This window comes from Sunxiuqinia rutila (assembly GCF_050589705.1).
GTDB lineage: Bacteria > Bacteroidota > Bacteroidia > Bacteroidales > Prolixibacteraceae > Sunxiuqinia > Sunxiuqinia rutila.
In genome coordinates this window covers 146,854-167,238 of record NZ_JBNGOT010000010.1, presented here as the reverse complement: position 1 = coordinate 167,238, position 20,385 = coordinate 146,854, and the positions used below count along the sequence as shown (strand labels likewise).

At 38.1% G+C, this 20,385-nt stretch carries 15 protein-coding genes; all 15 read left to right on the top strand.

Annotation, left to right across the window (positions count from 1 at the left end; genetic code table 11):
* Window positions 1-200 precede the first annotated feature (200 nt).
* On the top strand, window positions 201-569 hold the full coding sequence (mobC, locus tag ACRD6K_RS14230) for a plasmid mobilization relaxosome protein MobC (RefSeq protein WP_430973769.1): 369 nt from the start codon (window positions 201-203) through the stop codon (window positions 567-569).
* 22 nt (window positions 570-591) lie between these two features.
* The gene (locus ACRD6K_RS14225; protein ID WP_430973768.1) at window positions 592-1,506 is read left to right on the top strand and encodes a relaxase/mobilization nuclease domain-containing protein; all 915 of its coding nucleotides are present in this window, start codon (window positions 592-594) and stop codon (window positions 1,504-1,506) included.
* A 133-nt stretch (window positions 1,507-1,639) separates the two neighbouring features.
* Window positions 1,640-1,849 (top strand): helix-turn-helix transcriptional regulator, encoded by a 210-nt coding sequence (locus tag ACRD6K_RS14220; protein WP_299578030.1) that lies wholly within the window; start codon window positions 1,640-1,642, stop codon window positions 1,847-1,849.
* On the top strand, window positions 1,846-2,181 hold the full coding sequence (locus ACRD6K_RS14215; protein WP_430973767.1) for a HipA N-terminal domain-containing protein: 336 nt from the start codon (window positions 1,846-1,848) through the stop codon (window positions 2,179-2,181). Before ACRD6K_RS14220 ends, ACRD6K_RS14215 begins: the two co-directional genes overlap by 4 nt.
* Window positions 2,171-3,124: a HipA domain-containing protein gene (locus ACRD6K_RS14210; protein ID WP_430973766.1), complete on the top strand. Its 954-nt coding sequence runs from the start codon at window positions 2,171-2,173 to the stop codon at window positions 3,122-3,124. Before ACRD6K_RS14215 ends, ACRD6K_RS14210 begins: the two co-directional genes overlap by 11 nt.
* Window positions 3,125-3,210: 86 nt before the next feature.
* On the top strand, window positions 3,211-3,408 hold the full coding sequence (locus ACRD6K_RS14205; protein WP_430973765.1) for a VHS/ENTH/ANTH domain-containing protein: 198 nt from the start codon (window positions 3,211-3,213) through the stop codon (window positions 3,406-3,408).
* Window positions 3,409-3,656: 248 nt separating this feature from the next.
* The gene (locus ACRD6K_RS14200; RefSeq protein ID WP_430973764.1) at window positions 3,657-4,250 is read left to right on the top strand and encodes an RNA polymerase sigma factor; all 594 of its coding nucleotides are present in this window, start codon (window positions 3,657-3,659) and stop codon (window positions 4,248-4,250) included.
* A gap of 145 nt (window positions 4,251-4,395) precedes the next feature.
* On the top strand, window positions 4,396-5,481 hold the full coding sequence (locus ACRD6K_RS14195; protein ID WP_430973763.1) for a FecR family protein: 1,086 nt from the start codon (window positions 4,396-4,398) through the stop codon (window positions 5,479-5,481).
* Window positions 5,482-5,588: 107 nt separating this feature from the next.
* The gene (locus ACRD6K_RS14190; RefSeq protein WP_430973762.1) at window positions 5,589-8,840 is read left to right on the top strand and encodes a TonB-dependent receptor; all 3,252 of its coding nucleotides are present in this window, start codon (window positions 5,589-5,591) and stop codon (window positions 8,838-8,840) included.
* An 18-nt stretch (window positions 8,841-8,858) separates the two neighbouring features.
* Window positions 8,859-10,472: a RagB/SusD family nutrient uptake outer membrane protein gene (locus ACRD6K_RS14185; protein ID WP_430973761.1), complete on the top strand. Its 1,614-nt coding sequence runs from the start codon at window positions 8,859-8,861 to the stop codon at window positions 10,470-10,472.
* 600 nt (window positions 10,473-11,072) lie between these two features.
* Window positions 11,073-12,197, top strand: a complete 1,125-nt coding sequence (locus ACRD6K_RS14180; protein ID WP_430973760.1) for a glycoside hydrolase family 88/105 protein — start codon at window positions 11,073-11,075, stop codon at window positions 12,195-12,197.
* 25 nt (window positions 12,198-12,222) lie between these two features.
* Window positions 12,223-13,569, top strand: coding sequence for a BNR-4 repeat-containing protein (locus tag ACRD6K_RS14175; RefSeq protein ID WP_430973759.1), 1,347 nt, complete (start codon window positions 12,223-12,225; stop codon window positions 13,567-13,569).
* 388 nt (window positions 13,570-13,957) lie between these two features.
* Window positions 13,958-17,128 carry an NPCBM/NEW2 domain-containing protein gene (locus ACRD6K_RS14170; RefSeq protein WP_430973758.1) on the top strand — a complete coding sequence of 1,057 codons (3,171 nt, stop codon included), beginning with the start codon at window positions 13,958-13,960 and terminating at the stop codon, window positions 17,126-17,128.
* A gap of 36 nt (window positions 17,129-17,164) precedes the next feature.
* Window positions 17,165-19,684, top strand: a complete 2,520-nt coding sequence (locus ACRD6K_RS14165) for a glycoside hydrolase family 2 TIM barrel-domain containing protein (protein ID WP_430973757.1) — start codon at window positions 17,165-17,167, stop codon at window positions 19,682-19,684.
* Window positions 19,636-20,256: a beta-galactosidase small subunit gene (locus ACRD6K_RS14160; RefSeq protein WP_430973756.1), complete on the top strand. Its 621-nt coding sequence runs from the start codon at window positions 19,636-19,638 to the stop codon at window positions 20,254-20,256. Before ACRD6K_RS14165 ends, ACRD6K_RS14160 begins: the two co-directional genes overlap by 49 nt.
* Window positions 20,257-20,385 lie beyond the last annotated feature (129 nt).

Sequence of the window (20,385 nt, the reverse complement as noted above, 5' to 3'; positions counted from 1 at the left end):
AGTCAGGTTTCCCTTTCTTTTGCCCCGTTCAGCGATGAAACGAAGAAGAAATTCAGAAGGGAAATCTTGATAGAAAGGGGAATGCAAGATGTGTTTTTATGGCCATAAAAACCTTTTATCCTGAACCCGACGCTGTCGGGAGCTCGTTCCCCAATAGCTTCATGCATTCCCCTTTCAAAAATCAACCAGAACATTGAGCCATGCGCCCCAGGTTAGCCGACAAGGATAAACGGAAAATCGTGGTTAAACTATTAATGACTCCGGAAGAAAAGCTTCGACTTGACTCCTGGGTTAAACGGGGAAAGTATGCTTGCCGGAGTGACTACCTGCGTAGCCGGATTTTCAAGACAGTAGAGTGGAAGCAGATTTCCCTGGATGCAGAGACAGCGGAGCAGCTGAAAAGTCTGGACTATGAACTCAACAAGATTGGGGTCAACCTGAACCAACTCTCCAAGCGTATGAATTCCTTTGCCGGTTACCGGGTAAGTGATGAGGACCGGCAACTGCTGAAACAGGCCTTCGTCAGGATGCGGGACTGCCTGATTCTTTTGCAAAAGCACCTTCGATGAATATAGCCCAAAAGGATCAAGTATGATAATTAAAATCCACCAGGCCTGCAGCACGAAGAACGCCTTATTTTACAACGAGCGAAAAGTGGAACGGCACAAAGCGAGTTTTTACCACAGCGGGAATATGCCGGTAGTAAATCCTTTTTGGGGAGATAAGAATGATCGGTATAAGATATTTCAGGAGATTGAAGGGCGGAATACCCGGGTGAAAAAGCCGGGGCTGCATATTTCGGTGAACCCAACGGTTACTGATTTGGTGAAGTTAGGAGATGCCGGTATCAGAAATGAGATTAGCAAGCTGATGGAACATCTTGGCTACGGGAACCAACCCTACCTAGTTTATAAGCATGCCGATTTGGAGCGCGTGCATTTTCATATTGTCTCCACGCGTATTGATTGTGATACCGGCAAGAAGATCAAAGACAATTACGAGCGGGAAAAGATGCAACGTTTTATCAAATCCCTGGAACAGAAATATGGGCTTAGCAAAGATGATCAACCAGAGAAACTCAACTATCGCTTTTCCAGTTCGAGCAGAAATCTGAAGCAAAACCTGGAGAGTTTGTTTTCTCAGCTCAACCGGATGGAGTTTATCACTTCCAAAGAACTATATGATCAGACGCTTGAGTTGTTCCAGGTGGAGATCAGAAGAGCGGGTAGGGGGCACTTGGTTTTTGTCACCGATGAGAATGGAAATCCCATCCGGTATCCGGTTCGGATGAGTGATTTTGAGGAAAGGCCGAGGTTTTTTAGTGGTCAAACATACAGGCATGCTCCAGTGGAAAGCCGGTATCGTGAACCCCGGCTCCCGGATCATTTTAAACGTGAGTTGTTGAAAGCCTTGGTTTATCGGCTGGAGGAGTCTTCGACAAGGCGAGACCAAGCAGGGCGCAAGCGAAAGAATAAGATTGGAAGAAAGAAAGGAAAACGGTATTAGAACGCTAGTCAGACGATTTATCCCTCAGTGGATTCTATATTTTAAAGCATATAATGATCAATTTTATTGTTGTGTTATATTTCTTTGCATATAATTGACTACCTTTGTTTGAGGTTATATCTAAATACATATAATGAAACAACTTGCAGACTTTGTTAAAGAAAGGCGAAAGGAAGTGAATCTGACCCAGGAAGAGTTTGCCGAACGTGCAGGAGTTGCCCTGACTGTGATTCGAAAAATAGAGCAGGGGAAAACAAACTTGAATATGGATAAGGTTAACCTGGTACTCAGCATGTTTGGACATGAACTGGCTCCGGTTAATAGCAAAGAACTGAAAGCATGAGGCGTGGAAAGGTCTATTATAAAGAGTATCTGGCAGGAATGATAACCGAGACAGATGATGGTGACTATGTATTCCAATACGAAGCGGAATATGTGAAAACCCATCCGGATTTATTCATCACCTTTACGATGCCGGTGAGAGAGGAGCCATACAGTGAGAATCGGCTTTTTCCGTTTTTTGAGGGGCTTATTCCGGAAGGATGGTTACTTGAAATTGCATCAGAAAGCTGGCGGATCAATAAAAATGATCGTATGGGGCTGCTGTTGGCATGTTGCCAAAATTGCATCGGAGCCGTAAGTGTTGTACCCGTAATAGAAGAAAATGAAGCATAGATGTTTGTATTGCTATCAGCCGCTTGATGGGGAGCAGGATTTTCATCGTAAATGTTCGCTGGATTTTTTTGGAACTCCAACACCCCCGGTCATTGACTATTCGCTGGATCAAATGAGTGAGTTGGCCAGGTCAGTGGTGGAACGAAGTATTGCAGTTCCCGGAGTTCAACCCAAATTATCGATGTCCTTGGTTAATGCCGTGAAAGGCAAAACAGATAGCCGCTTAACGGTTGTTGGGGCCCTGGGAGGACAATATATTTTTAAGCCGCCATCCGATCGTTTTCCGGAGATGCCGGAAAATGAGCATGTAACCATGCGGATAGCCGAAGCATTTGGAATCAGGGTGGTTCCATCCTCTTTGGTTCGTCTGGCCTCTGGCGAATTATCCTACATCATCAAACGGATTGATCGCAGCGATTCCGGCGAAAAAATACATATGTTGGATATGTTTCAAATCACGGAAGCTTTCGACAAGTATAAAGGTTCTTTGGAGCGGGTAGGTAAAGCCTTGGATCGTTATTCAGCGAATACCTTACTTGATAAAATCTTTTTCTTTGAGCTGGCCCTGTTCTCTTTTCTCACCGGAAATAATGATATGCACCTGAAGAACTTTTCGATGCTGAAACAGCCTTTTGGCTGGGGACTGGCTCCAGCTTATGATCTGCTGAATGTGGCTATCGTACTTCCAGAGGATGAAGAAGAATCGGCCTTGACATTAAGTGGTAAAAAGAAGAAATTGAATCGTGAGCACTTTGAACTCCTGGGCGAGGGGATGGGACTGACCGACCGGCAAATAAAGGGAAGCTTTAAGCGAATGGTTAAAAACCACACCAAAGCCCTAACATGGATAAGCGAATCCTTTCTTTCGGAGGAGATGAAACAAAGCTACAGGGAAGTGCTGCAAGCCAAATACCAACAATTGGGTATGATTGTCACGCGATGAGGCAATGGATGCCAAAGACGAAATTGCATTTGATTGGACTGTGAAAGAATCAATGAAAAAAGCTTAAAGTAGTCGTTAAGTGTACGTTGCGACAGTATGGTTACCCTCTTGGTTTGCAAAAACTGGCAACCGATACGGTATTGCAACAAGCCGAGGCGTTGGCTGAGTTTGGAGTAATTGAGAATGTGAAAAATAACTTGGTAAATTTATTTCCAGCAACCAGAGCCAAATTTAGTTTTTCTGATGAATTGATAAAGTACTATTTTATAAGTTGTGAGAAATAAAATGCCAAAGAAATCCCTTATTCATGTTGGTTAATTTCAAAGTTTTGTATAAAGATGAATGAAGAAGATATATCAAATGGAGACTTCATCAAGTAGATTATCAGAATAAGAACTCCATGATTATCTGCAGCAGATTCAGAAGCGAGGCTTTCAAATATTTTTCTAGGAGAATATATATTGGAAATAAAAAGTTGGTTATTTGTTTTTTTGTTACTTTGCGCAAATCCTTGCGCAATTTAATCTTTACGATGTCCCTAAAAATTGGAAATATAGTTGAGAGAGAGCTGATCGTACGATTTATCAATGGTGATATGAAGGCTTTTGATGATATTTATTCCACATTCGATTATAAGCTTCAAAAATTTATATTTTCATTGGTTAAAACAAAAGCGGACACTGAAGATCTTGTTCATGAAGTATTTGTTAAAGTCTGGGAGAACAAGCAGAAGTTAAGGAACCCGGAATCTTTTGATTCCTACCTTTTCTCAATAGCGTACAATACTACAGTCAGCTTTTTAAGGAGTAAAGCAAAGAATACGGAGTATATTGAGTATGTTAAGTCGGTTCAGATAGATATTGATGAAGCCGAAGTTTTAGATGGGGTGAATATAGAGGCATTTAATGAAAAACTCAACCTACTGGTAGAGAACTTGCCACCACGTCAGCGTGAAGTTTTTAAAATGAAACATTTTAAGAACTATTCTTACAAAGAAATAGCTGAGACCCTAGGTATTTCTGTCAATACTGTTGAAAATCACATTGTGAAAGCCCACAAATACCTTAAAGAGAACTTAGGGGAAGCCTATTTGTCACTACTTCTCTTCCTATATCTTTTTTTATAAAAAAAATCACGATTGGACTAGTGGTTTTCTAATTTGCTGCGTCTAACCTTTAGTAAGAGTGAAAATTCTTATCGAAAGCCTGTATCGATTTATTCTTTTTATTTTTCTATGCGAGAATGAATTGGTCAGCTAAATCAAAATAGAAATGGACAAAAGACTTCTTCATAAATTTGTATCTGATCAATGCACCTCAAAAGAAATTGATGAATTTTTTGCGAGTCTCGATAAACTACATAAAGTAGATTTAAAGAATAAATCATTATTTGAAAACTACTGGAATGATATCGATATTACTGAGAATCCAAATACCGAAGCTGCGCAAAGGCGATTGGATCGAATTCACCATTCCATAAACTTAAACCAGTCGAATCCGAAAAGAGATACTAAAACTCTGTTTCTGATTTCGAAAAAACTAAAGGTCTCTCCATTTTTATCAAGGGTAGCCGTATTCCTTTTAATGCCGATTTTGACTTTACTAATCTATACGCATTTTATTCAACCCGAAATTTACTCCCTGCTGAGCATGTCCTCCAAATATGAAATTGAGGCACCTGCTGGTTCCAGAACCCATTTTGTGCTACCTGATGGAACGAAAGTTTGGCTTAATCAAGGCAGTAAACTTGTTTATCCCAAGTGGTTTACAGGAGGTGTTCGAGAGGTTGGGTTGATTGGTGAAGGGTATTTTGATGTCGCTCCGGATAAAAAGAAACCGTTCATTGTGGAAGCAAATGGGATGGCGGTAAAGGCTGTTGGTACATCATTCAATGTTAGAGCATATGCAGACAACGAAAATTTTGAAACAACATTGGAATCAGGAAAAGTGATTGTTTTGAAAAATGGGAATGATATAAATTCAGAAGTATGCGACATGCAACCAGGAGACCATTTTTCTTTTAATAAATTAAGCAATAAATATTCGATTACAAAGGTAAACACGTCTAAGTATGTGTCGTGGAAAGATGGAAAACTAGTATTTAAGGACGATGGCTTGGGAGTGGTTGCAGACCGATTATCGCGTTGGTTTAACGTTAAGGTGACTATCGCAGATCCTGATTTAAACTCACTCTCTTATACCGCTACATTTATTGATGAATCGTTGGATCAGGTTTTGGAAATGATGGAGGTTGTGACACCCATTTCATATACTTTTTCAAGTCGGCATAAACTGTCGGATGGAACATTTTCAGAAAAAGAAATTTTAATCTATAAAAAAGGAGGAAAAACGGAATAAAAAGAAAGAGATTAAAAATGCAGCAGGGTAATGCCCCACATCACCCTGCCAGTTTAATTAAAAATTCTCTGAAGAGAGTTATTTCTAACTATTAACAAAACAAATGTATGAAAAAAACAATTCATTTCGTCTTTAGGGCGGGAAATGCGTGTTTTGCGCGAAAATTATTATTATTCATGAAACTAACTACTTTTCTACTATTGTTGTCAGTATTTCAGGCTCTGGGACTCGAATCCTATTCCCAGGAAACAACAATCTCATTGAATTATAAGAGTACCTCGTTACGAGAGATTCTTACAAAAATTGAGGATGAGACAGAGTTCTATTTTCTTTACAGTTCTGCAATGATTGATGTGGATAGGAAGGTCAATGTGGAGGTAGAGAAAAAATCGATTCCAGAAGTACTTAATGTTGTTTTTAAAGATCTTGGAATTCGATATGATATCAAAGGTCGGCAAGTGCTTCTTTTTGCTGATGATTTTCAGAATAATCACAACTTTGGTTCGCAACAATCGATTTCCATTCAAGGAAAAATCACCGATTCATCAGGTCAGATGTTACCCGGAGTTGCTGTTGTTGTTAAAGGAACCACTATAGGGATTGTTACTGATTTTGACGGAGTCTATAAACTATCCAATGTCCCCGCTGATGCGACTTTAGTTTTCTCGTTTGTGGGTATGAAAACTCAGGAAATAGCAGTCAATGGAAAAGCACAAATTGATGTTACCATGGTTGAAGATGCGATTGGAATTGACGAAGTGGTAGCTATAGGTTATGGTACAATGAAGAAAAGTGACCTTACCGGCTCTGTAGTTTCGGTATCATCGGAAGAGTTAAAAGATTTACCAAACGCGAATGTACTGGATCAGGTACAAGGCCGCTTGGCAGGTGTTTCTATTGTAAATACAAGTGCTGCTCCAGGAGCTAATCCTGAGATACTTATTCGTGGGATAAATTCAATAACGGCAAGTAATAATCCCCTAATTATATTAGATGGTATCCCATACAGTGGTAGTATTTCTTCAATTAATCCTGGAGATATCGAATCTTTTAACGTATTAAAAGATGCATCCTCAACAGCTATTTATGGTTCAAGAGGAGCTAATGGTGTAATTATTATCACAACTAAAAAAGGTCAAACAGGAGCCCCCGAGATTACATATGATGGAAAGTTTAGTGTAAGCAATGTTGTTGATTTTATTGATGTAATGGATGCACACCAGTACAAGAAATTTAAAGATGATATTGGTATGTCTATTTCTGGTACAGAGCTAGAAAACTATGAGAATGCCAATTTTGTAAATTGGCAGGAACTAGCCACTCAAACAGGAACACAAAGCGATCATGCGCTTAGTATAAGAGGAGGCTCGGATAAGTTTACCTATTTTACTTCGCTTTCAAGACTCGACCAGGAAGGTGTGCTAAAGGGGAGTGGATTTAACAGAACTTCTTTAAGAACCAATGGGAGTTATTTTGTAACAGATTGGTTAGAAGTGGGAACTCAAATTCAGATTACGAGTGAAGATTGGGGGGATGATTCTGATGCAAATATTAATTCAGCGATTCAAATAAGCCCACTGGGAACTCCATATGATGAAGACGGGAGTTTTAGCTGGTATCCAATTCCTGAAGATCCATTCTGGACCAATCCACTTGCAAATATTGAAGTAAAAGATGCTTCTGAGAGGAGACTGATTCAGACAAATTTATATGGTGTAATTGATTTTCCATTTATCAAAGGATTATCCTATAGGTTAAATTATGGACGATCAGAGATTAGAAGTAATTATGATTATTATGCACCGTCTACCACCTTGGCAGGTGTAGATGGAGGTGGTGTTGCCCAACGCAATAACTCAAAATTTATTGATACTACTATTGAGAACCTTTTAAACTATAAACGCGAATTTGGAGAGCATAAAGTAGATGTTTCTGCATTATACAGTTTTCAGGAAGCTACATCAGATGCTACCAATACAACAGGAAGTAATTTTATTAACGATGAACTTGCTGAGTATGGAGTCGGTACTGGAACAAATAAAGGAATAAGTACTTCCTATTTTGAAACCGCCTTGATTTCACAAATGGGAAGGATTAATTACGCTTACAAAGGGAAATATTCTCTTACTTATACAGTAAGGCGTGATGGCTATTCCGGTTTTGGTGCTAATGAAAAGTGGGGAGTTTTTTCTTCGGGTGCGTTAGCATGGACTATCTCTGAGGAGGACTTTCTACAAGATATAAATTGGATTGATTTTCTGAAACTTAGAACTTCTTATGGAACAAGTGGTAACCAGGCAATAGCACCATATGGAACATTAACTCGTGTTTCTCAATGGCGTTCTTATTACCTTGATGATACTGCTGTTTCTTTTGCCCCAACTTCGCTTGGTAATCCAGAATTAGGATGGGAAAGTACGGCTACGTTTAATGTGGCAATGGATTATGCAGGTTTAAATGGCAGGCTGTCAGGTAGTATTGAATATTATAAAACCAGTTCCGATGGACTTATTTTGAGCCGATTATTAAATTCAACTCAGGGATTTTCGTCAATATTGCAGAATGTTGCTGAGTTGGAGAATAGAGGTGTTGAAATCGAGCTAAATGGTAAAATTATTGAAAGTGGAGACTTCAAATGGAATGCAGATCTTACCTTTTCTCATAACAAAAATAAAATTGTAAAACTATTTGATGATGAAACTGATGATGTAGGTAATCAGTGGTTTATAGGTAAGGAGTTAAATGTAAACTGGGGGTATGCTTTTGATGGCGTTTTTAATGACCAGGCTGAAGTTGATGCTTCACATATGCCGGATGCACAACCCGGTGATGCAATAATTCGCGATGCAGATGGCGACGGTGAATTAACACCTGATGACAGAACATTTCAAGGTTCTAGAAATCCTGATTATATAATGGGATTAACGAATACTTTAACGTATAAAAATTTCGATTTCTCATTTTTTATCTATTCTGTTCAAGGCGCTTCACGTGTAAATAATATTCTTGATACAAGGGGGTGGGGAGCAGAAGGAAGAACAAATATATATAATTTTGACTACTGGACACCTCAAAATCCAGATGCATCTACTCCTAATCCTCTGTATAAAAATCCATATGGTATATTGTACATAAATGATCAAAGTTTTGTTCGATTAAAGAATATCACATTAGGGTATAATTTAAGTCGTTCTTTAATCGATCACCTGGGATTAAGTAATCTGAGGGTTTATTTAGGAGTAAATAATCTTTTTACAATTACAGAATGGAAAGGGTATGATCCGGAAACTACTGGAGGTGATCTTGATTCTTATCCTACTTCTAGGTCGATTATTTTTGGTGTTAATGTAGGACTGTAATAATTAAAAAGAAACGAAATGAAAAAATATATTTTAATTACATTATTTATGACGTTGCTGGCAGGTATATTTCCCTCATGCAACGAAGACAATCTAACAGAGGTCCCTAAAACCTTTTTTGCTCCTGAAAATTTGTATCGAAGCACAGGTGGGTTTGAAGTTGCTCTAAATGCCGTTTACGATCAAATAAGAGGAGAACTTACAGGAGAAACTAAACCTCCTGCTATGTTTACCGGAACGGATGTGCATTGGTCAGTTTTTTCACATCCATTTGTGAAAGGCTTTGAAGAGTACGGTTCTACATTAACTGCTAACCTTAGTGTATTTCAGAGATGGTGGGATGGTGCATACCAAGGACTTGCATGGGTAAACCTGATTCTTCGGGAAGCTGAAAATGAAGAAGTAAGATGGGATAATCCTGTAGATAGAGAGCGAATTATTGCTGAAGCAAGATTCTTTAGGGCATATTTCCATAATCAAATAACAACAATGTTTGGGGATGTTCCTATTTTAGACCGGTTTTACGAAGAACCCAAATTGGATTTTGTGAGAAGTTCAAAAACAACCGTGCTGGAATTTGTGAGACAAGATCTTGAGTATGCCGCAGAAAATTTGCCTTCTGATCCGGCTTCTCTTCCAAGAGGAAAAGTAAGCAAATGGGCTGCAAAACATTTATTGGCTGAAGTTTATATTCATTTGGGTGAATACGCTCTGGCAGAAACTACTGCCAATGATGTTATCAATAGCGGCCCTCATAAGTTAATGACCAGCAGGTTTGGACCTGAAGCTGATGATCCTAAAGGAAATGTTTTTAGAGATTTGTTTCTGGAAGGTAATGTGGATTTTAAAGATGGAAACCTTGAATCTATTTGGGCCATGCAAAATGAATGGGATGCCGATGGAGGTAACGGAGATAACTGGTTAAGAAGACAACATGTAGCTTTTTATCAGAGAGGACCCGGTATGCAAATTGCTGACTCTTTAGGTGGTCGTGGTATAGGTCGTATTGCCCCAACACAGGCTTATTTAGATATGTATGAGGAGAATGACACACGAAATACAAATAATAACCTAAGAAGAAAGTGGTACTATAATAATCCGGCAACACTTCCGGAAGGGAAAAATATTGGGGATCTGGTGGTTCTTGATCCAAATGATCCATTATATGAACAGTATAGGGACATCGATTTATATCCTTCAACTACCAAATGGGATTTTGGTGTTCAAGGGCGTGGTAGTTCAGCAACATACCTGGCTGCAGTGAAAGATTACCATAAAATGAGACTGGGGGAAACATATCTCTTGTTAGCCGAAGCACAGCATCTAAAAGGAGATAATAATGCAGCAGCAAATACTCTAAACATATTAAGAGCGAGGTCTAATGCATCCTCAATTACTGCTGGTGAAGTTGATATGAATTTTATCTTGGATGAGAGAGCACGGGAATTATATTCTGAGGAGTACAGAAGACAAACCTTGTTTAGAACAGGAATGTTTCTTGAAAGGGTAAAAGCACAAAATCTACAGGTTGCAGATAAAGTTACAGAGCGAGATGAGCTATGGCCAATTCCTCAGTCTGTTATTGATGCAAATGTGGAAGCCACATTTGCACAAAATCCAGGATACAACTAATACCTTTTAATAGTTATCTTATTCAGAATAATAACATGCTCTGCATCTGCAGAGCATGTTAATTTTAAGATAATATTGACTTATTGTTAGCTTCCCTTAGTATAAATTGAGCGCATAAGGGAATGAACAAAAGGTTACTATGGTATTTTATACTGGACGGTGCTGAAACCAACCAAATTTCCAATTACATTCATTTTGGAAACGCCAAAGCTTTTTTTTGTTTAACTCGATATTCATGATATGTAATGCCAGAAAGGTACAACCTTTTTTCCCAGAAGGTGACAGTTCTTTTTCGTATAATATCCCTGCTATCAGGAACAGTTTCAAAAATGTACCACATCTAGGAACCAAAAGTAAGAAACGAACTTTCTGGAATCATTTCTTTGAAGGAGAATATGAAAAGCCCATAAAGGTTTGGTGTACTTCTGAAAATATGTATGATTAAAAAACTACAGATAAGTTGAATAAAGTAGAAAATCAATTAGAATAAGGAAGGTGAAACGAGCATAATAAAGTCATCACAGATAAGCGAATGATAATAAGCATGTGAGTTCCCCCGAGTACTCCGCATTGCCATAAAGAATAAACAATTAAAAGCAGATGAAAAAAATAATATTAAGCCTATTAGGTATTGTTTTGATGATTTCCGTATTTGCGCAAAATGCAACAACCCATTTGTTTCAAAGGAAAGAAATTAAAAAACGCCTTAATAGAGCTGCCTGTTGGCAATTAAAGCATCCTCAAAATGAATACAAGTTTACAGACTGGACCAACGGAGCTTTTTATGCAGGACTGTTCGCTGCGTATGAAGCCTCTGAATCAAAAAAACTTTACAAAGCACTTTATAAAATGGGGGAATCCAATAAATGGCAAATGGGAGAACTTTTGCACCATGCAGATGACCATGCACTTCCCCAAACATACATTGATATGTACCGAATATGTGGTGAAGAAAAAATGATTCATCCTTATAAGCAGGCGGTGGATAAATTTATGTCTACCCATTATTCCGAAACACCGGGACTTGCAAATGCGATTGAAAGGGCGAATGGTACCCTTATGTTCTGGTGCGATGCTTTATTTATGTTGCCTCCGGCTTTGGTAAAACTGGGAATAACACTGAATGAGGAGAAATACCTGTCGCTTTGCGATAGTTTATTCAAACAAACATATGAACTTTTGTACGATCATGAAGAACATCTTTATGCCCGAGATATCAGTTATAAATGGGATTTTCCTGGAGTAAAGCCAAGAAAGGAATCCAATGGTGAAAAAGTGTTCTGGAGTCGTGGAAATGGTTGGGTTATGGGAGGCTTAGCACGTATTTTAAAGGAGCTGCCAGAGGATTATCCAAACAGGCAATTTTATGTGTCTAACTTTAAAGAAATAGCAGAAAGGATTAGAACATTGCAGCAACCGGACGGGCTATGGCGTACAAGCCTGCTAGATCCGGATAGTTACCCGGGTGGTGAGGCCAGCGGGTCAGGATTTTACTGTTATGCCTTGGCATGGGGGATTAATAGTGGGATATTGGAGCGTGAGGAATATTTGCCAGTTGTGCGAAAAGCATGGATCGGTTTATGCGCACTTCAGCAGAAGAATGGTAAGGTTGGCTGGGTACAGCCTATCGGTCAGGATCCTAAAAAGAATTTCTCTTCCGAAAGTTGGAGCAATTTTGGTACCGGGGCTTTTTTACTTGCAGGAAGCGAAATGATTAATCTATAACGTGATAATACCAATGAAATTTAGAATGAAAATCTTAAATATAAATCAGGTCGGAATAAATAGAAAATTAGTTAAATGGTATTTTATATGTCTGGTCTTTACAGCAATTTCTCTTAACGGCTATTCTCAGAAGAATTATAAAACCGGATATCTAACGAAAAATGGAGCATGGTGCTGGTTTTCTGATCCAAGGGCTATTTATAGTGATGGATTAATTATTACCGGCTGGGTAACGGCAGATGGAACCATTGAGGCAGCATCATTAGATATAGATAACAATTCCGTTGAAACTAAAGAACTGTTTTTTCAATTGGAGAAAGATGATCATGATAATCCTTCTTTTCTCAAAACAAGTGATGGCAATATTATTGCCACATACACACGTCATTCGAGAAAAGAGATTTATATAAACAAAACCACCGATGGAAGTAACGTCTCAAGTTTTGGAGATGCCAGATTAGTAAATCCTCTTGATACAGAGGAACTCAAAAAGTTTCCTTTTGCCACGGTTACTTATGCAAATCCGTATAGTCTTAAATCTGAAAATAACCGGATTTATTGTTTTGGAAGATGGACCGGCTACAAACCCAATATTATGTGGTCTGACGATGACGGGACAACATGGTCGAAAAGTAAAGTAATGATAGCTGAACTTCCTTTCTTACCAGGGAAGAGACCGTATGTGAAGTATTTCTCTGATGGGAATTCAAAAATACACATGGTTTTTACGGATGGACATCCTCGGCTTCACCCTGCTAATTCGGTTTATTATGCCTACTATGAAGATGGTGCTTTGTACCGTGCTGATAAAAGTAAAATTACCGAAATTGAAAATCTACCATTTAGCCCTTCAAAAGGTTCATTAATTTATAAAGCGTCTGAAAAGAAGGGACGCGCCTGGATCGCTGATATTGGACAGGACGATAATGGGAATCCCGTTGTTCTTTACACGAGGCATCCGGAAGAAGTCGATCATCGTTATTTTTATGCACGTTATGATGGTGAAAAATGGGTAAATACCGAACTTTGTAAATCAGGCAGGTGGTTTCCTCAAACACCTGAAAGAGAAGAAGAGAGTGAACCCCACTACTTTGGGGGAATGACTCTTCATCCCGATAATGCCAATGTAATTTATCTATCCCGGCAAATCAATGGCAGATTTGAAATAGAGAGGTGGGAAACTGATGATCTGGGTAAAACCTGGAATAAAGAGCCTGTTACTCAAAATTCTGAGTACGATAATGTGAGACCCTATGTTCCAAGAGGATTGCAGAGGAACATGGATGAGATAGTCTTATGGATGGAGAATCAAAAATACATTCATTTTACGAATTATAAAACTTCCATAAAATATGGAATTAGAAACAATTAATATTAAAATACATTAAAATGGAACATATTTTCTATTTGATACTATTAATCTTTTCACTGTATGGATGCGTACAAAAACAATTTCATTAAGAAGACTTTACTCAGGCTATTGAAAATGGAGAAAAGGCCAATCAAGGCTACGTAAAAAGTTTAAACTTAACCAAAGCCTGGCTCGAACATACGGATCCCGAAAGTGGTTTGATACCAACGGTTTTAAACAACCATAGAAGAGGCTTTTGGGAGGTGGAAAATTCCGGTGCCGATAATTATCCGTTTATGGTGTTAACTGCGTATTTGTTGGATGACTGTTTATTATCACGGAAAAATACTGGATATTTGAGAATGGAAGAGATGGATGAACAAATTTAATAAGGTATAAGCTAATGAGGATGAATGTATTAAAAAAACTTTTTTTAAGTCTGATATTGATAAATATTTTGGGCTTTTACACTAATGCTTCCGGAAAATTAATTGAAAAAAGTAGTGAAATTGTTCTTGGGAACAACAAAGTTAAACTTCGTTATGTTAGGCAAGAAGAAAATATCAGCTTAAGAGAAATAATTAATTTGCAAACCGGAAGTATCATTCAGGTTAAAAACGATGATTTTCAAATCAACCTAAAAAATCAAGAACCGTTAAATGCATCTGGTTTTAAATTTTTAAATTTTAGAAAAGCGAACCTCGATACGAAACAAACATTGGTATTTGAATTTCAGCACAAGCAAAGAAATATGGATTTGCACATTACCTATTCACTTGGCAATGACGATTTTTTTGTAAGGCGGCAACTGGCATTAACAACAGCCAAACCATTGAATATATCACAAGTTGACACATGGAAACTGGAGTTTGAGGGGGATTGTATTTTTCAGGAAGAAGGTAGTCCGGCATATCCGCATCCGGTTTGGGGATTTGGTAAAAATAAGGGCTTTGGACAACCCGTTTTTTTTGATCATAGTTTCTGGGGTCTGGAATACCCGGCAGGATATAACCAATACAAAGATGGAACACTTACACTTACTCATTTCCCTGGGAAAACATTTAACGAAAAATACATCTCAAAATCAGCTGTGTTTGGGCTTGTAGGCAACAGAAATGTTGAAGAATGTTTTAAGGAATATCTGGATTCGATTTCAGCTATCCCTTCTGACAAGAAACCACTTTTTATAAATTATAATACCTGGGAAACCCTGATGCCCCCCACAGAAAAGAAATCTTTAGACATGCTTGAGTTGATGTCTGAAAAACTTATCAAACCATATAATGTAAGGTTTGATACTTATACTTTTGACGATGGATGGGACGATAAAAAAACACTTTGGGATATCAGAAAAGACAGATTCCCCAATGGTTTTCATTCAGTAAAAAACAAGTTACAAAAAGAAAAACTGCACCTGGGGCTGTGGTTATCTCCTTCTTCGGGGTACGACCATGGTCCCTGGTTGGTGAAGCAGGGATACCCCCAGAATGGTACACGGGGAAAATTTATTTGCCAATCTGACCCACGCTACGCGCATAATCTTTCAGAAAAAATAAATACATTAATTAATGATTATGACATAAGGTTTTTTAAATACGATGGAATTTGTTTTAACTGCGATGCTGAAAACCATAATCATTTACCGGGCGATTATTCAAAGGAAGCAAATGTTGATGCTCTTATTGAATTATTGAAAGACGTTCGAACAGCAAATCCGGATGTCTATATTGATTTAACCTGTGGGATGTGGTTAAGTCCGTGGTGGTTGCAATATTCCAGTTCCGTGTGGGGAGAACTATATGATGGCCCTCCGGAACCTATCGTTCCTACACCTTATAAAGGTTATGGTAGAATTACTACACGTGATGCTATGATTCTGAAGCGAGATTCGGAAAACCCGGGCTTCCCTATGAGCGCAATGGAAAATCTTGGAGTATTTACTCCGTATTATGAGACAATGTATGATGAAGTTATGGCTGTTATGGGACGAGGGAGCCGACTGTTGACCTTCTATCTTGATCCATATGAATTGTTAAAAACCGAAAAAGACTGGGAATTTTTGGCAAAAGCCATAAAATGGGCGCAGGAAAACGATACGATACTAATAAATACAAAAATACTTTCCGGAAATCCTTTAAATAAAGAGCCTTACGGTTATGCCCATTTCAAGAACAATAGAGGAATTATTGTCGTTTACAACCCGTTTATAGCTCCTAAAGAATTCAGTATTACTTTAAATGAGGAAAGTGGTTGGCAAAACAATACTTCAATAGATTTAACTAAACAGGATTTTAATGCTCGTGTTGTTTATCCTTATAACCAAGTTTTACAGACTGATATAAAATACAATAATACAATCGACATTAATTTAGAAGGTCATGAAATGCTTATTGTTCACATTGAATCGGGAATAGACTCACAACCCATACTTACCGGGGGAAGGTACGAAGTATTTCAAGAAAAAGATAATAAAACCGGTTTTCATTTATACGGTGCATCTGGTGCGGTTTCCAATTATAAAATCTCGAACATCAGAAATGAAGATATTAAAATTGAAGGAGATTATCAGAGGCTAAACAAAGATACCATCGAAATTCATTTCCCGGGAAAAGCTGATAGTGTTCAGATTAACAATCCACAAATTGAGCTTCAAAGCAAAGATAATGGTAAAAACAGATTAACAGGAAGTTGTAATCTGGTAATTCCGGAAGGCACGGAGCCTAAAATGCATATTTTGTTTTCCCCGGTTGTGCCATCTGCATATAAACCCGATGTTAGGGTGTTGATTAATGGTGTTGAATCGGAATATACAGTAAGTTTTCCACCGTTGGAAACCCCACATATAAGAGTGTTTGAAGAAATGCCTATTAGCGATTGGAATTACTATAGTCTTAATGTTCCAACAGGGGAAAGTGAAATTGAATTTATTATTGATGTACCAGTGAATGAAACTGGAACTTTTAAGGCTTCTCTTGGATGTTGGTTATGGTCCGAGCAAGAATTAGCCTTGCAAACGATAAACATTGATAATGGCGATAAATCTAAAAGAACTGAACAGAAGAATTATCCATTAGCGGTACATAACCATATAAAAAGAGAGGTTAAAACAATCATTCCTTTGAGATTCTTCTCCAAAGGAATTCGGAAAATTGCTCCTGCTCAGCAGCAGGTTTATTTGGATGATATTTTGCCGGATGAGGTGGCCATGTCAAAAATGCAACTTCAGGTCAGTAAGAATGCGTTAGGCTCAAAACTGACAATTGCAAAACAAGAATATAAAAGGGGTATTGGTATGCATTCGTATGGCCGGATAAAATATAATATCGAAGGGCTGGGATTTAAAAAATTCATTTCATGGGTTGGCGTGGATAACAAAGCAGACGAAGGAAATATTGAGTTTGAAGTATGGCTTGATGGGAAACGAACATTTTCGAGTGGATTAATGAGCCAGAAGTGTAAAGCAAGGAGAGTTGAAATAGAAATTAATAAAGCTAAAATGTTAGAGCTGCGAGTATTAGGTGGCGGTGATGGCATAGAAGGCGATTTAGGGAATTGGTGCGATGCAAAGTTGTTAAAATAATTAGTTAAAAATAGAGATAAAATGAGGTTAGGTACATTGTTTTTATTGATAATTAGTTTTTTCGAACTCAAAGCCCAAACCATTAACGATTGGGAAAATCCTCAAATAGTGGGTATAAATAAAGAGAATACCACTGCGACTTTTTCATCCTATTCAAAGGTGCAAGATGCACTGACTTTTAGACATGCCGATAGCGAATTAACGTTAAACGGAAAGTGGAAATTTAATTGGGTAGCTAATTCCGACGAGCGTCAGGTAGATTTTTACAAAAATAATTTTGATGTTGAGGCATGGAATGAAATTATGGTTCCTGGAAACTGGCAGATGCAGGGTTTTGGGTTACCAATTTACACTAATATAAAGTATCCCTTTAAAAAGGAGCAGCCTAAGGTTACAGCCATACCTTTAACGGAATATACCAGTTTTGAACTTCGAAATCCCGTAGGTAGTTACAAAAGAACGTTTCATATTACAGATGAGTGGATAGACAAAGAACTTTTTGTACAATTTGACGGCGTTAAATCTGCATTTTATATATGGGTTAATGGCGAAAAAGTTGGATACAACCAGGGAAGTATGACCCCGGCAACATTTAGTATTTCTGAATTTGTAAAAGTTGGCGAGAATACAATTGCTGTTGAAGTCTATCGCTGGTCGGATGGAAGTTACCTCGAATGTCAGGACATGTGGCGATTAAGCGGAATTTATCGTGATGTAACTTTAATTGCCAGGAGTAAAACTTTCATTCACTATTTTAAGTTAGCCATTGATTTTGATGAAAATTATGAAGATGCACACTTAACGATTGATGTAAAAGTTAAAAATGCTTCGAATGAAATTGCAAAAGGCTTAAAGGTACGGGCAACGCTTTTTGATGGGAATAAAAATATAGTCCAGCAAAGCAATACAATTTTGCTGGCACAGCTACCTGAACTTTCTTCGGAAGAGGAGACGGGAATAAGCCTGAAAATGGTGGTAAAAGAGCCTTTGCATTGGAATGCTGAAACACCAAATCTGTCTACCGTATTGCTTCAGTTAAAAGATGCAAGCGGAAAAGTAACTGAAAATATTCCATGGAAATTTGGATTTAAAGAAGTTGAAATTGATGGCGTCTTGTTTAAAATTAATGGAGAATTGGTTAAACTAAAAGGGGTTAATCGTCACGAACACCATCCACGGACCGGACGATATGTTGATAACGAAACTATGCTTACCGATATAAAATTGTTAAAGCAATGCAATATTAATTTTGTACGCACCAGCAACTATCCTAATTCTCCGCAATGGTACAAGCTCTGCGATGAATATGGTATTTACCTCATGGACGAAGCCAACCAGGAGTCGCACGGCTACGATATTGGCAATAAAATATTGGGAGATAATCCCGAATGGGAAAAGGCACATGTTGACCGTGCTGTTTCGATGGTGGAAAGGGATAAAAACCATGCAAGTGTAATCATCTGGTCGCTTGGAAATGAAGGAGGCAGGGGCAGGAACATGTTGGCCATGGCAGAAAGTATCCGCCAGATTATCCCAAAAGCTATGGTATTTTGCGACAGCGATATGGATGCTTCGGATATGTACGACTTTTCATATATCCACCCCGATAAGGTACAACGAATGGTTGAAGACCATACCGACCGACCCATTATTATGCGGGAGTATGCCCACGCAATGGGGAATTCTCTTGGTAACTTAAAGGAATACTGGGATGTAATTTACGATTTCAATCGTTTTGCCGGAGGTGCAATTTGGGATTGGGTTGATCAGGGTTTGGCTAAGCCTATCGATGGCTCTAAGTTAATATATCCTGAAAACCCTCAGCAACTGGAACTAAACGAAAATGAGTTTTTTGCTATTGGAGGAGACTTTGGCGATGCCCCAAACGATGCGGAGTTTTGTATTAACGGTTTAATTGCAACCAATCGCAAACCTAATCCGCATTATTTTGCAGCGCAAAAAATTCATCAGTCGATAAATTTCGAATGGTTTGATGCAGAAAATCCTTCGGTGAAGATTACTAACCGCTACGATTTTATTAGTCTGAAGGAGTTTGATTTTAAATGGAAACTAAACTTAAATGGGAAAGAAGTTTCGAATGGAAAATTAGATGAATTAGATGTTGCTCCAGATGAATCAATCACAAAATCTATTAGCCTTCCAGAATTAGATTTTAAACAAGGTGAGTACACTCTAAATATTTATGCCCGTTTAAGTGATGATACAAATTGGGCCAAGAAAGGAACGGTGGTTTCTAAAGAACAATTTATATTAAACAATTACAATGTTCCCGAATTGGCTCAAAATAATAATCAAAAGTTTCAGTATTCGAAAAACAAAAAGTCAATTCAAGTTGAAGGGAAAAATTTTGAAATAGAATTTGATTTAAAAAGTGGCGCATTAATAAGCTTCGTATTTAGTGGCAATGAATTCATTGTTAGCCCATTAGGGTCCTGTTTTGGAAGTCACCAAACGATAACCAGGAAAAGAACAATTATGTCCGACGTTTGGGCGATTGGAAAGAAGCAGCTCAAAACCGAAAAATTTCTGAGGTGAATGTCACTGAAAACAAAGCCGACAATCAACTTATTATTGAATTTGCTATTCAATTGGATAAAATTAAAGCCACCTATAAATTAACTTATACAATTTCTGCAAGTGGAGAAGTGCAGGTAAATGGCGATTATAATCCTTCGGGTAATTCAAATCAGCTAATGCCAAAATTTGGTTTTCGCATAGCAATCCCAAAACAATATTTCCATATTAAATGGTATGGCAGAGGGCCTCATGAAAATTATCCCGATCGTAAAAACGGTGCAATGTTGGGATTGTACAAATCAACTCTGAATGAATTTATTACATCCTATATCTCGCCACAGGACAATAGTAACCGTTGTGATACACGCTATGCAAAATTCACAAATAAAATTGGGGAAGGAATTGTGATTCGTGGGATTCAACCTTTTTCATTTCGTGCCTGGCCCTACTTGGAAAGCGATTTGGAAGCCGCAAAACACCCGCACGAAATCCAACAACGCGATTTGATAAACATAAATATCGATTACAAAATACACGGTGTAGGTGGCGATGATTCCTGGGGGCTCGAACTCATAAAAAATATACTATAGATGGTAACAAAGAAGTTTCCTTTAGATTTATATTGCACCCAATTCAAAAATTATAGCTTATGAAAATTACTGCCGTACTATTCTTACTAATTGGCCTGCTGGTAACATCGGCATGCTCGAAACAGCCCA